A 15962-nucleotide genomic window follows, 5' to 3' on the forward strand; every position below is an offset into this window, starting at 1 on the left:
TAACATCAAAAAAAAAATGCATATTTCTCTAAATAATTACTTAATATAAAAACATAGATTTGCAAATTCTTCTTTTGTATTTATTGAATTCAAATTCTTTTGATTAAAAGAATTTGAACAATTTAATTTAAAATTATATATCATTTTATATCTTTTTCCCGCAATATCTTCATAAGATAATTCAAGCTCAAGAGAGGGGAAATCTATAAATTCTTCAGATCTAAAAGATTGGCAAACTTCACTATACATTTTATTTTTTGTCATTACATAATCCATGTATAAACTTGTTATTATAATTGGAATTGTTGTAGGTTTAATGTTTTTTTGCAAGCTTTCGGGTTTAATAAAATCTGTTTTTTTAATTATATTTAGATCATCAAAATTGTATGAGCTATAATATTCGTTATTTTTTGTGATTACAATTGATTTATCGCTCTTATCAATTCTATAATTAAAATCTGAATCTATATTACATATTTCTTTTAATGCCTTTTTGTAATCAAAATTCCACTGATATTCAATTTTACTTGCTACTCCATAGCCAATATTTTCAAAGAAAAATTGAGCCATTATAGAAAAACCACTTGTATCATTTTTGTTTACTGGCTCATGAAGATTATGAAGATGAAAATAATAAAATGATCGATTTTCTAAAAAAGGATTTCCTTTAACGGCCAGAGTAAATTCATTCAAATAAAGTTTTGGTTGATACATTGCACGACGCTGTTTCATAACTTCTTTTAAAGCAAATAATGCAATTATGCTAGAAATGAATGTTCCAACGCCGGATAAAATATTAACCACAGTGCTAATGTTAAGTTCTGTAAATATTGAGTAAATTTTATTCATAATAGTTTTTGAATAATTTTGAACACTAATAGACTATGATTTTAACAATAAGTGATTATTCAAATATAAGTGATTTTTGTTTTGGAAAGCATAAACTTTATATGTTCTACATTTGTGAATAAATAGAAGCTGTCGAAAGTATAAAAGTCTAAAGTATAAAACAAAAAAATCCCGCTTCAATTAAGAAACGGGATTAAAGTGATATTCTTTTTTTTTATTTTAAACTGTTGCAGCAATTTCTTCTGGCAACGGAATTTGATTTTTAAGCAAATCTTCGAATGTTTCGTGTTGGCGGATTAAAATTCCTTTTCCGTCTTTCCATAAAACTTCGGCTGGTTTGTACCTTGAATTGTAGTTTGAAGACATTGAGAAACAATATGCTCCGGCGTTTCTGAAAGCAAGAATGTCACCTTCGGTAATTTCTGAAATTTTGCGGTTGTTGGCAAATGTATCTGTTTCGCAAATATATCCTACAACAGAGTAAAAACGCTCTTTTCCTTTTGGGTTTGAGATGTTTTCGATATAATGTTGTGAACCGTAAAACATTGGACGGATTAAGTGGTTGAAACCACTGTCAACTCCAGCAAAAACTGTTGATGTTGTTTGTTTTACTACGTTTACTTTTGCTAAGAAGAAACCTGCTTCGCTCACCAGGAATTTTCCCGGTTCGAAAATCAACGTTAAATCTCTGCCATATTCAGCACAGAAAGAATTGAATCTTTTTGATAATTTTTTACCTAATTCTTCGATGTCAGTTTCGATATCGTCTTTTTTGTAAGGAACTTTAAATCCGCTTCCAAAATCTAAGAATTCTAAATCTTTGAAATGTTTTGCCGTATCAAACAAGATTTCAGCTGCATACAAGAATACTTCAATATCTAAAATATCAGATCCTGTGTGCATGTGAATACCTACAATACTCATTTTTGTGTTCTCTACAATTCGCAATATATGCGGTATTTGGTGAACGGAGATTCCGAATTTACTATCGATATGTCCTACAGAAATATTAGCATTTCCTCCCGCCATTACATGCGGATTGATACGAATACATACCGGAATTTGTGGATATTTTGTTCCGAATTGCTCCAGAATAGATAAGTTATCAATATTGATTTGTACACCCATTGCGGCAACTTCTTCGATTTCTTCAAGAGAAACTCCGTTTGGAGTAAAGAAAATTTTGTCAGGATCATAGCCAGCATGAAGTCCCAATAAAACTTCTTGAATTGATACAGTATCTAAACCAGACCCCATGTTCTTTAATAACTGAAGTATCGCAACGTTTGACAATGCCTTCATGGCGTAATTAACTCTCAAGTTTTCTACCTTAGAGAAAGCTTTCGTTAATCTATTGTACTGAGATTGGATTTTTTCGGCATCATAAACATATAATGGACTTCCAAATTGGTCTGCTAACTGCAGTAAATCTTTTGCTTGCATTTTTAAACTATTTTGAGCAAAGTTATTACACTTTTGAGTAACGGCAAATTTTTTGTAGAAAAATAACAAATTATAACAAATTGTTTGTTTTTAAACAAAAAGTCGGTTAAAAAAGATTTTTGTAAATTTTTTTAAGGTTCAAAGGGACAAAGGCTCAGAGGAACAAAGTTTTTACTTTGATCACTCTAACCTTTGTCCCTTTGTTACTATGAATCTTTGAGCCTTAAAAAAGCCTATAAACTCGGCAAATCTCCATTTCCTTTGGTTGGCAAGTTGGTAGAGCCCATTAAGAACAAATCTACTTCTCTTGCTGCTTCGCGGCCTTCAGAGATTGCCCAAACGATCAAAGATTGTCCACGACGCATATCACCTGCGGTAAAAATGTGCGGGACATTTGTTTGATAATTTTTTGCTTTATAGTTGCTTCTCATATCAACTTCAAGACCTAATTGTTCGCTTAACGTTTTCTCGGGACCTGTAAATCCTAAAGCTAATAAAGCTAAATCGCAAGGCCAGATTTTTTCAGAACCTTCTTTTTCGATTAATTCAGGACGTTGACCAGGAGTCATTTTCCATTGCACTTCAACCGTTTTTAATCCGGTTAATTCGCCTTTACTGTTAGAAATGAATTCTTTAGTGTTAATTAACCAGTTTCTGTCGCAGCCTTCTTCGTGAGAAGATGACGTTTTTAATTGCAAAGGCCAAAAAGGCCAAGGAGTTGACTCGCTTCTTCCAACCGGAGGTTTTGGTAAAATCTCGAAATTCGTTACAGATTTTGCTCCATGTCTGTTTGATGTTCCAACGCAATCAGAACCTGTATCTCCACCACCAATTACGATTACATCTTTTCCGGTTGCTTTAACTTGGTCCGGAATTGATTCTCCGTATAAAACTTTAGTTTGTTGAGTCAAGAAATCCATTGCCTGCACAACGCCTTTGCTTTCGATTCCTTTAGTTGGCAAACTTCTTCTTTCAGTTGCTCCACCGCATAATACGATAGAATCGAAAGCGTTTAATTCGTCTACACTAAAGTTTACACCAACATTTACATTGGTTTTAAAAGTGATTCCTTCTGCTTCAAGGATTAATACACGTCTGTCGATAATTCCTTTTTCTAATTTGAAATTTGGAATTCCGTAACGCAATAAACCTCCAATGGCATTGTCTCTTTCAAAAACCGTTACCGTGTGACCGGCTCTGTTTAATTGTTGCGCTGCTGCCAAACCTGCAGGACCTGAACCAATAACGGCAACTGTTTTACCAGTTCTTGTTTTTGGCGGTTGTGGTTTAATCCAGCCTTCATCAAAACCTCTCTCGATGATGTTTTTCTCAATATTTTCGATCGCAACAGGTTCTTTTATGATTCCTAATACACATGATTTCTCACATGGAGCAGGGCATAAGCGACCTGTAAATTCCGGAAAGTTATTAGTAGATTGTAAAATCTCTAAGGCACCTTGCCATTCTTCCTGATGCACCATGTCGTTGAAGTCAGGAATTAAATTTCCTAACGGACAAGCGCTGTGGCAAAAAGGAATACCACAATCCATACATCTTGATCCTTGCTCTTTTTTCTTTTCTTCTGATAACGGAATAGTAAATTCGTTGTAGTTCGAAACACGTTCTGCTACTGCTAAATTACTTTCGTCAGCTCTGTTATATTCTTTAAATCCGCCTATTTTACCCATGACATTTTAATTAAATTTAGTTGTGAGATATGAGATGTGAGAAGTGAGTTGAAAAACTCAAACTTAGTACCTCTGCACCTTTGTAACTCAGAACCTCTTAATCAGCTATTAATTCTTCTATTTTTTTCTCTTCTGCAATTCGTTGTAATGCTTTTTTGTAATCAGTTGGCATTACTTTTACGAAATGTTTCTGCTCATTTTCCCAGTCTGCTAAAATTCTTTTTGCTAATGGACTGCTGGTGTACAATGAATGGTTTTTGATCAATCGTCTTAGTTTTGTTACGTCTTCTTCTTCCATCGGATCAAATGCAACCATTTCCATGTTGCATAAAGTTGAATCGAATTTTTGATTTGGATCGTAAACATAAGCCACACCACCGCTCATACCAGCTGCGAAGTTTCTTCCTGTTTTTCCTAAAACAACGACTGTACCACCTGTCATGTACTCGCATCCGTGATCTCCAATTCCTTCAACAACCGCAGTTGCTCCAGAATTTCTCACACAGAAACGCTCACCCGCCATTCCATTAATATAAGCCTCTCCGGTGATAGCTCCGTAAAGGGCAACGTTCCCAATAATGATGTTTTCTTCAGGTTTGAAGGTTGCAGTAGGAGGGACTTTGATAATCAATTTTCCTCCGGAAAGACCTTTTCCTAAATAATCATTACAGTTTCCGTGAATTTTAAACGACAATCCGTTTGTTGCAAATGCACCAAAACTTTGTCCGGCAGAACCTTCAAAATCAACTAAAATAGTGTCATCAGGTAAACCTTGTGCGCCATATATTTTTGAGATTTCATTACTCAAAATAGCACCTACAGAACGGTCTGTATTTTTAATTTTAAATGTAACTCTTGTTTTTTCTTTTCTGTAAATAGACGGAATCGCTTCTTTGATAATTGCAAAATCCAATACGTTTTCTAAATCGTGATCTTGTTCCGTTGTATTGTGAATTGGCTGTGTTTTAGCTTTTTCCGGTTTGTATAGAATTGATGATAAATCTAAACCATTTGCTTTGTAATGTTTGATCGCTTTATTCACATTTAATTTTTGTGATTGACCCACCATTTCTTTCAAGGTTCTGAAGCCTAATTGCGCCATGATTTCTCTTAATTCCTCAGCAATAAAATACATAAAGTTGATAACGTGCTCCGGAGTTCCTTTGAAATTTTTTCTCAATTCAGGATCCTGAGTTGCAATACCAACAGGACAAGTATTTAAGTGACAAGCTCTCATCATGATACATCCTGAAGCAACAAGCGGAGCAGTTGCGAAACCGAATTCTTCGGCTCCTAATAATGCAGCGATTGCTACGTCACGACCTGTTTTCAATTGTCCGTCACATTCAAGGACTACACGACTTCTTAAATCATTCAAGATTAAAGTTTGTTGTGCTTCAGCTAATCCAAGTTCCCACGGAATACCTGTGTGTTGTAATGATGTTAATGGCGCAGCACCTGTTCCTCCGTCATAACCTGAAATCAGGATAACGTCAGCTTTAGCTTTTGCAACACCGGCAGCAATAGTTCCAACTCCAACCTCAGAAACTAATTTTACGTTGATACGTGCTTCACGATTCGCATTTTTCAAATCATAAATCAACTGAGACAAATCCTCAATAGAATAAATATCGTGGTGGGGCGGAGGCGAAATCAAACCTACATAAGGCGTAGAGTTTCTTGTTTCAGCAATCCAAGGCACCACTTTTTCTCCAGGTAATTGTCCACCTTCACCAGGTTTCGCACCCTGAGCCATTTTAATCTGAATCTCTTTAGCATTTGTCAAATAGTTGATCGAAACACCAAAACGTCCTGATGCAACTTGTTTGATTGCACTGTTTCTTGAATCGCCGTTAATTTCTTTCTGAAAACGTTTAGGATCTTCTCCACCTTCTCCAGAGTTACTTTTTCCGCCAATTCTGTTCATTGCAATTGCCAAATTCTCGTGCGCTTCTCTACTAATAGATCCGTATGACATCGCACCCGTTTTGAATTTTTTTACAATTTCTGTCCACGGTTCTACTTCATCAATAGAAATTGGATCTAAATTATTAAATTCAAACATACCTCTAATAGTCATTAAGTTAGAGCTTTGCTCATTGACCATATTAGAGTATTCTTTATAACTTTCAGGGCTGTTTAAACGAACGGCCTGTTGCAATTTAGCAATTGTAGTTGGATTAAACATGTGTTTTTCTCCACCACGTCTCCATCTGTAAATACCTCCAATTTCTAAAGGAAGCAAACTTGCAACTTTTGAATTTGGAAATGCTTTTTGGAAACGTTTTTTCACTTCTTTTTCTACTTCGATCAAACCAATTCCTTCGATTCTTGAAGGTGTGTAAGGGAAATATTTAGAAGTAAATGTTTTGTTTAAACCTAAAATCTCGAAAATTTGAGCAGCTCTGTATGAATGTAATGTAGAGATACCAATTTTGTTCATGATTTTAACGATTCCTTTTGCAATCGCTTTGTTGTAATTTACAACAGCATAATCTGCTTTTACTCCGGTAATGAATCCTTGGTTTACCTGATCGTGGATAATTTCGTTTACCATGTATGGATTGATCGCACTTGCGCCATATCCAAACAATAAAGCAAAATGATGCGGTTCACGAGGCTCTGCAGATTCGATTATAATTCCGAATTTAGAACGAACTTGTAAAATATTCAAGGAGTGGTGAATGTAAGAACAAGCCAATAACATAGGAATTGGAGCGAATTCTTCGCTTACGCCTCTGTCTGAAAGAATAATAATATTGCATCCTTCTGAAACAGCTTTGTACGTTGCCTGAACACATTTTTCAAGCGCGCGCTCTAAACCGTTAACTCCTTTTTCTATTTTATATAAAGTAGAAATAGTAGCCGATTTAAAATCTGCGTGATCAATGTTTCTGATTTTATCTAAATCCTCATTTGAAATAACAGGATTCTGAATTTTTAATTTTTTACATTGTTTCGATTCAATTTCAAAAATATTGAAATCTCCACCAACTGCTAAACTGATATCAGTAATAATTTCTTCACGAATACCATCTAAAGGCGGATTGGTAACCTGAGCAAATAATTGTTTGAAATAGTTATACAATAACTGTGGTTGATCTGATAAAACTGCCAAAGGCGTGTCGTTACCCATAGAACTGATTGCTTCAGCTCCCTGACCACCCATTGGGTTGATGATTGTTTTTAAATCTTCGATAGTATAACCAAATAATTTTTGTCTTGTTAAGAAGTCTAATTTCTCAACCGGAGTTGGATTATTCGTGTACGGAACTTTTGCTAAAGGCAATAAATTTGCATCTAACCAATCCTTATAAGGACGTTTTGTAACTATGGCTTTTTTAACTTCTTCGTCTTCAATAATACGACCTTCGTTCATATCTACCAGAAACATTTTTCCAGGCTCTAAACGACCGTGCTGAATTACATCTTCAGGATCGATATCTAGTACACCAATTTCTGATGACATAATTACGAAACCACTTTTTGTTAAAGTATAACGAGAAGGACGCAAACCGTTTCTGTCTAATAACGCACCAATTACATTACCATCTGTAAACGGAATAGAAGCTGGACCATCCCAAGGTTCCATAATACAAGCGTTAAACTCGTAGAATGCTCTTTTTTCAGCAGACATGGTTTGGTGTTTTTCCCAAGCTTCAGGAACTACCATCATCATGGCTTCCGGCAATGAACGGCCTGTCATCAATAAAAGTTCCACCACCATATCCATCGAAGCAGAATCTGATTTTCCTTCTAAGATAATTGGGAATAATTTTTTGATGTCGTCACCAAAAACTTTGCTTTGCATTAATTCTTCACGGGCACGCATACGACTTACGTTTCCACGAAGTGTATTAATTTCACCATTATGACACATGTATCTAAACGGTTGTGCTAAATCCCATGAAGGGAAAGTATTTGTAGAGAAACGTTGGTGTACAAGCGCCAAACGAGTCACTAAGTCGGGATCTTTTAAGTCAACATAATATCGGCTGATGTCTTCCGGCATCAATAGACCTTTATATATTATGGTAGTTGTCGATAAACTAGAGAAATAAAACATGTGACTTTCAGAGGTTTTTGATCCTCGAATAGCATGTTCGGCAATTTTTCTAGCTGCAAAAAGTTTTGCATTAAATTCTTGTTCAGTTAAATCCTGACCGTTTTTGCTAACAAAAACCTGTTTAACTGTTGGTTCTTTTTCTGCGGCAATCTGCCCTAAATTTTCAGCTTCAACAGGTACATCTCTCCAGCCTAAGATCTTTAAATTCTGATCTTTCACTGTTGATTCGAAAGTGTTCATGCAAAAAGATACCTGGTTTTTGCTTTTTGGTAAAAAAACCATTCCTACTGCATACTCACGCGTTTCAGGGATTTCAAAGTCACACACCTTCTTAAAGAAGTCATGTGGGATATCAAATAAAATTCCGGCTCCGTCTCCAGTTCGTCCATCAGAACTAACGGCACCACGATGTTCCAATTTTATTAAGATATCCAATGCTTTGTGAATGATGTCATTAGATTTAATACCATTCAAATTACAAATAAATCCTGCACCACAATTGTCGTGTTCAAATTCAGGCAAATAAAGCCCTTGTTCTTTAACTCTCATTCTTGATATTTTTTCTACAAAAATAAAGATTTCGTTAAACATAATGTATCAAAAATCTATTTTCACTTACATTTTTGTTGTAATAGTAGAAAAAGACTTCTTAAATGATAATAATATTATAGAAACCATTGCTAAATGATAAAATCACAATATGTTTTAAATTATATCAGGAAAAATCCTTTGGGAGCTATTGAAATCACTGATGTTTTTGTTAAATTTCAAACGAAATAGTGTTTTTTAGTTAACAATTTACATACAATTGTTTAACTGTTTGTTTTCTTTAAAAAAGATTATCGCTTCAATATATATAAGAGTGGTTTTTTTAATTGAAAAACATTTTACTATTAAGTTGAATTTTGCTATTTTTGTCGCACTTTTATTCTGAACTAAATTCAGAACCAGACAAATTCTATATTATGAACATACACGAATATCAAGGAAAAGAAATTTTAGCAAGTTACGGAGTACGCATTCAACGCGGAATTGTGGCTAACAATGCAGTTGAAGCTGTGGCTGCTGCAAAACAATTAACTGCCGAAACCGGAACAGGATGGCACGTAATAAAAGCACAAATTCACGCAGGTGGTCGTGGAAAAGGTGGTGGAGTTAAGTTGGCTAAAAACTTGCAACAAGTTGAAGAAATCGCTGGACAAATCATCGGAATGCAATTGATTACTCCTCAAACTTCTGCAGAAGGTAAAAAAGTAAACAAAGTTTTAGTAGCAGAAGATGTTTACTATCCTGGTGAAAGTGAAACTTCAGAATTTTATGTTTCTGTTTTATTGAATAGAGCTACAGGTCGTAACATGATCATGTATTCTACAGAAGGTGGAATGGATATTGAAGAAGTTGCTGAGCACACTCCACACTTAATTTTTACAGAAGAAGTTGATCCATCTGTTGGATTACAAGGTTTTCAGGCAAGAAGAATTGCTTTTAACTTAGGTCTTTCTGGAAATGCTTTCAAAGAAATGGTGAAATTCATCGATGCACTTTACAATGCTTACATTGGTTCTGATGCTTCTATGTTTGAAATCAACCCGGTTTTGAAAACATCTGATAACAAAATTATGGCTGTAGATGCTAAAGTAAATATCGATGATAATGCTTTATACAGACAACCAAAATATGCTGAAATGCGTGATATCCGTGAGGAGAATCCAATCGAAGTTGAAGCTAAAGAAGTAGGTTTGAACTATGTAGATCTTGACGGTACTGTAGGATGTATGGTAAACGGAGCTGGTCTTGCAATGGCAACTATGGATTTAATTAAATATGCTGGTTTTGAGCCTGCTAACTTCCTTGACGTTGGTGGAACTGCTGATGCAAAACGTGTTGAAACTGCTTTCCGTATTATCTTAAAAGATCCAAACGTAAAAGCAATTTTGATCAATATTTTTGGTGGTATCGTTCGTTGTGACCGTGTGGCACAAGGAGTTGTTGACGCTTACAAAAATATGGGTGATGCTATTAAAGTGCCAATTATCGTTCGTTTGCAAGGAACAAATGCTGAAATTGCAAAAGAATTAATTGACAATTCAGGTATGCCAATTTTATCTGCTGTTCAGTTTCAAGAAGCTGCAGATCAAGTTAAAGCTGCATTATCTTAATCAAATAAGAAATCAATTATATAAAAAAATCCCTTCGATATTCGAAGGGATTTTTTTTTTGGAAATTATTTCTTATTCTTACCGTTTTTGTAAACCACTTTTTCTACAACCTGAACTTTGGGTGCAGTTTTGGTGTTGTTTTTCTTGAAAGGTTTTTTAGCTGCAGTACCAGAAGATTTAGAAGAAGGTTTTTGATCGCCTCTGCCTTTTTCAGCATCTTTTGAACTTGCTTTAAATTCAGGTCTTTCTTTAGAAGTTTCTTTTTTTGGAATCTCAGCTCTGTGTTTCGCTAAAACATCATTTGGGTTTTTAGGATTTTCTTTCGTTCCTCTTAAATGAATTACCAATCCGTTTAAAAAGTTACGCAAAACCTGATCACCGCATTCCATATAATTTTCATGATCTTCAGCTCTAAAAAAAGCGCCAAGTTCTGACTTTGTAATTCTAAAATCTACTAATTCTAAAATTTCAACTATTTGGTCATCACGGAGCATCAAAGCCACGCGAAGTTTTTTTAGGATATCGTTATTCGTCATTGTTTAATTTTTTACAAAGGTACATTATTTTAAAAAGAATGTCAGAACAAAATAACGCCTGTTCCCGTTCTGTCAGGATAAAATGTTTTTCCGTTTTTAATCGTAACTCCGCTGGCAATATCTTCGGCTAATAATAAAGGGCCATCCATATCGACATAATCCAGTTCAGGCAATAAATGCGCAATTGCAGAAATTCCAACAGTAGATTCTGTCATGCAGCCAACCATAGTTTTTAAACCGAGTTTTTTGGCTTCGGCAATCATTCTTCTGCCGGGCGTAATGCCGCCGCATTTCATTAGTTTTATATTTACTCCATGAAAATGATTGTAACATTTTGCAACATCACTTTCTGTAATACAACTTTCATCGGCTATAATTGGTAAAACTGAGTGTTTAAAAACTTCTTTTTGACCTTCCCAATCATTGGCTTTTAAAGGCTGTTCGATAAATTCAACATTTAAGTTTTTTAGAATTTCCGCATTCGATAATGTTTCATCAACAGTCCAGGCGCAATTAGCATCAACTCTAAAAATCGCGTCGCTGTGTTTTCGTAATTCCGTTACAATCGCAATATCTTCCGGAGTTCCGAGTTTTATTTTATAAATTGGCCACGGAAGTTCCTTCATTTTGGCAATCATATTTTCGATGCTTCCAATTCCGATAGTATAATTAGTTAAGGGATTATGTGAAATGTCATAATTCCATAATTCATATAATTTCTCGTCTTTTTTGCGGGCATAAAGATCATTATATGCATTGTCTAAAGCGCATAAAGCAAATGGATTATCTTTTAAAAACGGACTTATTTTGTTCCAAAATTCCTCTGGAGTTTCACTATTTGTATTTTCTACAAGACTTCGAATTTGTTCAATATCATTTTGAAGAATTTCAATCGTAATATTATAATAGGGATTTGAAGTTGCTTCTCCAAAACCCGAAAAATTATGATCTCTTAATTCAACAATAAGCGAAGGCTGAAAATCAATTGACTTTCTTGAAATTCTAAAAGTATGTTTTAATTTAAGGTCGTACCCTTTTAATATCAATTCCATACATAAATATTTTGAAGCGTACTCTTTTGCGTTTTAGATTTAAAAACAATATTTTAGCTAAAAATAATAAATTGATGAATACCGAAGAAGAAAAGATAAGTTTACTTTTAGAAATGATTGCTTTTTCGACAGTTGACGGTCAATTGCATAAACGCGAATTGGAATTTCTGTGGCTTGTGGCGCAGGAATTAAATATTGATCAGAAACTTTTTCAGGATTTATTTCATCAGGAAATTACACCGCAAATTATAAAATCGGAGTTTCAGCGAATTCAGCAATTTTACAGATTGGCTTTGATTATGCATTGCGATGGTGTTTTGCATGAAAAAGAAGCTACGGCAATACAGCAAATTGCAATCAAAATGGGATTAAATCCAACTGCAACAAAGCGGGTTTTAGATCTAATGAAAAAAGCACCAAATGCAATGATTGATCCCAGAAAACTGTTGAAAGTTTTTCAGGAACAACACAATTAAGGCAATTGTTCCTGTAATTTTTTAATGTCGTCACGAAGTTTTGCAGCTTGTAAAAAGTCTAAATCTTTTGCCGCTTTTTCCATCGATTTTCGTTTTTCGCGAATCATTTTCTCTAATTCTGCTTTTGACATATAAGCCGTTTCCGGTTCTGCAGCCATAGAAAGAGTGTGTCCTAATTCGTATTCTACCAAAGGATTTTTGGTAAACGCACTCTCTATTTTTTTGTTTAAAGCCTGAGGAACAAGATTATTTTCAACATTGAAATTAATCTGTTTTGTTCTGCGATAATTCGTTTCGTCGATGGTTTTCTGCATACTTCCCGTCATTTTATCGGCATATAGAATGGCTTTTCCATTTAAATTTCTCGCAGCACGCCCAATTGTCTGGGTTAAAGATTTATGATTACGAAGAAAACCTTCTTTATCAGCATCTAAAATTGCAACAAGCGAAACTTCAGGTAAATCTAAGCCTTCACGAAGCAAGTTTACACCAATTAAAACGTCAAAAATACCTTTACGTAAATCCTGCATAATTTCAATACGCTCTAAAGTATCCACTTCTGAGTGAATGTATCGACAGCGAATATTTACTTTGGTAAGGTATTTGGCTAGTTCTTCGGCCATTCTTTTGGTTAACGTAGTGACTAAAACTCTTTCGTCTAACTCACAGCGCACCTGAATTTCTTCAATTAAATCATCAATTTGATTTAAACTTGGGCGAACTTCTATAACCGGATCTAATAATCCCGTTGGGCGAATAATTTGTTCTACATAAATTCCGTCAGATTTTTGTAATTCGTAATCCGCAGGAGTTGCAGAAACGTAAATAACCTGATTTTGCAGGGCTTCAAACTCTTCAAACTTCAAAGGTCGATTGTCCATTGCGGCGGGTAAACGGAAACCATATTCTACCAAATTTTCTTTACGGCTGCGGTCACCGCCATACATCGCATGAACCTGCGATACGGTTACGTGACTTTCATCAACGATCATCAAATAATCATTTGGAAAATAATCTAATAAACAGAAAGGTCTTGTTCCGGCTTGTCGACCGTCAAGATAACGCGAGTAATTTTCAATTCCCGAGCAATAACCCAATTCGCGAATCATTTCTAAGTCAAAATTAGTACGTTCTTCCAAACGTTTTGCTTCAAGATGTTTTCCTATTTCTTTAAAATAATCAACTTGTTTGACCAAATCCTGCTGAATTTCCCAAATAGCGCCTTGTAAAACTTCAGGAGAAGTTACAAACATATTTGCTGGGTAAATCGTTAGTCTTTTGAATTTTTCAATGACTTGCGAAGTTTTGGCATCAAACGATTCTATTTCTTCAATTTCATCACCAAAAAAGTGAATTCTAAAGGCGTCATCGGCATAACTTGGATATACTTCCACCGTATCGCCTTTTATTCTAAATGTTCCGGGATTAAAATCGGCCTCGGTTCTGGCGTATAAACTTTGTACTAAACTGTGTAATAATTTGGTTCTTGAAATTACCTGATCTCTTGAAATTTCAATTACGTTTTTCTTAAATTCAACCGGATTTCCAATACCATACAAACAAGAAACCGAAGCAACAACCAAAATATCACGACGTCCTGAAAGTAGGGAAGAAGTGGTACTTAAACGCATTTTCTCCAATTCTTCATTGATAGATAAATCTTTTTCAATAAAAACGCCGGTTACAGGCATAAAAGCCTCAGGCTGATAATAATCGTAATAAGAAACGAAATATTCAACAGCATTATTAGGGAAAAACTGTTTAAATTCTGAATACAATTGCGCCGCCAGAGTTTTGTTATGTGCCAACACTAAAGTGGGTCTTTGTACTTCCTCAATGACATTTGCAACGGTAAAAGTTTTACCGGAACCTGTAACTCCTAATAAAGTTTGATATTTATCGCCATCGACAATACCTTGTGCCAATTTTTGTATGGCTTGTGGCTGATCGCCTTTCGGACTATATTCTGAGGTAACTTGGAACTTCATTTTTGGCGTATGAAAATTTGGTTTTGTAAAGATACGAAGTTTGAATTCTATTTTTACCAACATTTAATCTCTCCGAGATATTCCGTTAGAAATTTAATATTGGTAAAAAAAGTTGAATAGCAGTAAAAATGCCCTGTAAGGACTACACTTTTAATAACTATTTTAAAAAATCAATCATTGCATCATTGACAACTTTCGACTGGTCGATGCTTAAAAAATGCCCAGCATCTTTTATTGTTTTTGTTTTGCCATTTGGCAAATATTCTTTTGCTCTTTCGACACTGTCATCACCATTTATAACATCATGATCACCAATTAAAACTAAAATCGGATTTGAAATTGATCTTAGTTCATCATTGGAAAAAGGTGTCATTTTAAGCATGCTCGAATTTGATTTCGCGTATTTATTGGCCAAATAAAATTGTCTTTTATAAACAGGGCTTATTTTTTCAGGATGAGTAGAAAATGTGGCTAGTGTTTTTCCGAATTTCTTTTCGCTCGGAAAAAGTTTCAGCATTAATGCAGAAGACGTTTTGCCCACTTTATCAATAAATTTAAAAGTTTGCGCCGGACTCAATAAAACGATTTTATCAATTGAATTCATCTTTTGAGTCGCTAATAAAGTAGCAATCCAGCCACCTCGAGAAGCCGCTACAATGTCAAAGTTTTTTAATTTATAATAATTGAAAATTTCGTTGTAACAACTTACCATGTCTTCTTTGGATAACGGACTTGCGGTTAAGGTTGATTTTCCGGGTTCCATTATAAAATCAATGGCATATATGCGATGATTTTTTGTTAAAGCCTTTATATTAGGGTACCACATCGTTGAGCTGGCGTCCATTCCGTGAAGTAAAACTAAATCTTTACAGTTTTTTGGACCAGCCAATATAACGTGAACTTTTCCGAAACTGGTTTTTATATTTTCTTCGGTATAAGGAACATCCCAAAGTTTTAACGCTTTGTCATAAGCTTTTATGTAAGCATTCTGTTCACTTTTATTATGAAAAACATAGTCGTCATATTTTGCTTTTTTTGTAGAAGCACAACCAACGATTAAAAACAATAATAGAAATTTAGGTAGTAATTTTGGCATAATGGTAAAATTCAATTTACATTAAAGGTACCAATAAGCCAAATTTTTTTGTTATCACAATTTTGATTTAAAGTATCATAATTATAATGTTTTAGGATTTCTGCTTGTATGTCTGATTCGTAAAATTTGAATTTTATCTGTAGAAATTTTATACGATATTCGATAGCTGTAAATTTCAAAAGCACGATAATCTCCATTATTCGAAATTTTCATTTCATCTAATTCATAGATTTCCCAATTCGTTTTTAAGATAGTAACAGAATTGTAGATTTTATCAATTACATTTTCAGATGTACGATTGTTGTTTGATTCTTTTAATATGTGGAAATAGATTTTCTCAAGCTGATTTTGAGCAGTTTTTGACCATATTATTTCTTTTTCCATTGCTCAATTTTATCCTTAACTTCACTGTGAGAATAAAAATTTCCATTTTGAATTTCCTGTTCAGCTAATTTGAGTTCTTCGTTATATTGTTCTGCATAATTTTTAGGAGTAGATTTTCGGCTATCCAGAATAGTTTTTAATGCAGATAAAAATGATTCATCGTCAATTTTTGCTATTTCAGAAATCAAAATATTTTTAAGTTCAATAGTATTCATAGCGTTATAA

12 protein-coding genes are annotated in these 15962 nt (G+C 34.4%); 2 read left to right on the forward strand and 10 right to left on the reverse strand.

Annotated elements, in window-relative coordinates:
- Window positions 1–36: 36 nt before the first annotated feature.
- From OLM54_RS00735 to gltB, 4 genes are all read right to left on the reverse strand, one after another.
- On the reverse strand, window positions 37–849 hold the full coding sequence (locus OLM54_RS00735; protein ID WP_264536711.1) for a hypothetical protein: 813 nt from the start codon (window positions 847–849) through the stop codon (window positions 37–39).
- A gap of 219 nt (window positions 850–1068) precedes the next feature.
- Window positions 1069–2292 (reverse strand): diaminopimelate decarboxylase, encoded by a 1224-nt coding sequence (gene lysA, locus OLM54_RS00740; protein WP_264536712.1) that lies wholly within the window; start codon window positions 2290–2292, stop codon window positions 1069–1071.
- A 233-nt stretch (window positions 2293–2525) separates the two neighbouring features.
- On the reverse strand, window positions 2526–3980 hold the full coding sequence (locus OLM54_RS00745; RefSeq protein ID WP_264536713.1) for a glutamate synthase subunit beta: 1455 nt from the start codon (window positions 3978–3980) through the stop codon (window positions 2526–2528).
- A gap of 97 nt (window positions 3981–4077) precedes the next feature.
- A complete protein-coding gene (gltB, locus tag OLM54_RS00750) occupies window positions 4078–8595 on the reverse strand; it encodes a glutamate synthase large subunit (protein ID WP_264536714.1) in 4518 nt (1505 codons plus the stop codon).
- A gap of 416 nt (window positions 8596–9011) precedes the next feature.
- Between gltB and sucC the strand changes: the two genes are divergently transcribed.
- Window positions 9012–10205 carry an ADP-forming succinate--CoA ligase subunit beta gene (gene sucC, locus OLM54_RS00755; protein ID WP_042566560.1) on the forward strand — a complete coding sequence of 398 codons (1194 nt, stop codon included), beginning with the start codon at window positions 9012–9014 and terminating at the stop codon, window positions 10203–10205.
- Window positions 10206–10270: 65 nt separating this feature from the next.
- Here sucC and OLM54_RS00760 read toward each other — a convergent pair whose 3' ends face one another.
- The gene (locus OLM54_RS00760) at window positions 10271–10741 is read right to left on the reverse strand and encodes a DUF1456 family protein (RefSeq protein ID WP_264536715.1); all 471 of its coding nucleotides are present in this window, start codon (window positions 10739–10741) and stop codon (window positions 10271–10273) included.
- A 41-nt stretch (window positions 10742–10782) separates the two neighbouring features.
- Window positions 10783–11793 (reverse strand): dipeptide epimerase, encoded by a 1011-nt coding sequence (locus OLM54_RS00765; protein ID WP_264536716.1) that lies wholly within the window; start codon window positions 11791–11793, stop codon window positions 10783–10785.
- Window positions 11794–11867: 74 nt separating this feature from the next.
- Here OLM54_RS00765 and OLM54_RS00770 point away from each other — a divergent pair, with 74 nt between their 5' ends.
- Entirely contained in the window at window positions 11868–12269 is a 402-nt protein-coding gene (locus OLM54_RS00770) for an excinuclease ABC subunit B (protein ID WP_264536717.1), read from the forward strand.
- Here OLM54_RS00770 and uvrB read toward each other — a convergent pair.
- The 4 genes from uvrB to OLM54_RS00790 form a co-directional block, all read right to left on the reverse strand.
- Window positions 12266–14257 carry an excinuclease ABC subunit UvrB gene (gene uvrB / locus OLM54_RS00775; protein ID WP_264536718.1) on the reverse strand — a complete coding sequence of 664 codons (1992 nt, stop codon included), beginning with the start codon at window positions 14255–14257 and terminating at the stop codon, window positions 12266–12268. The two genes, OLM54_RS00770 and uvrB, sit on opposite strands and share 4 nt — an antisense overlap.
- 157 nt (window positions 14258–14414) lie before the next feature.
- Window positions 14415–15353, reverse strand: a complete 939-nt coding sequence (locus tag OLM54_RS00780) for an alpha/beta fold hydrolase (protein ID WP_264536719.1) — start codon at window positions 15351–15353, stop codon at window positions 14415–14417.
- An 81-nt stretch (window positions 15354–15434) separates the two neighbouring features.
- Window positions 15435–15737, reverse strand: coding sequence for a type II toxin-antitoxin system RelE/ParE family toxin (locus tag OLM54_RS00785; RefSeq protein ID WP_264536720.1), 303 nt, complete (start codon window positions 15735–15737; stop codon window positions 15435–15437).
- Complete coding sequence (locus OLM54_RS00790; RefSeq protein WP_264536721.1) at window positions 15722–15952, reverse strand: hypothetical protein; 231 nt, start codon at window positions 15950–15952, stop codon at window positions 15722–15724. Before OLM54_RS00790 ends, OLM54_RS00785 begins: the two co-directional genes overlap by 16 nt.
- Between the last annotated feature and the right edge of the window lie 10 nt (window positions 15953–15962).

Source organism: Flavobacterium sp. N1736 (assembly GCF_025947065.1).
In the GTDB taxonomy this organism is placed as follows: domain Bacteria; phylum Bacteroidota; class Bacteroidia; order Flavobacteriales; family Flavobacteriaceae; genus Flavobacterium.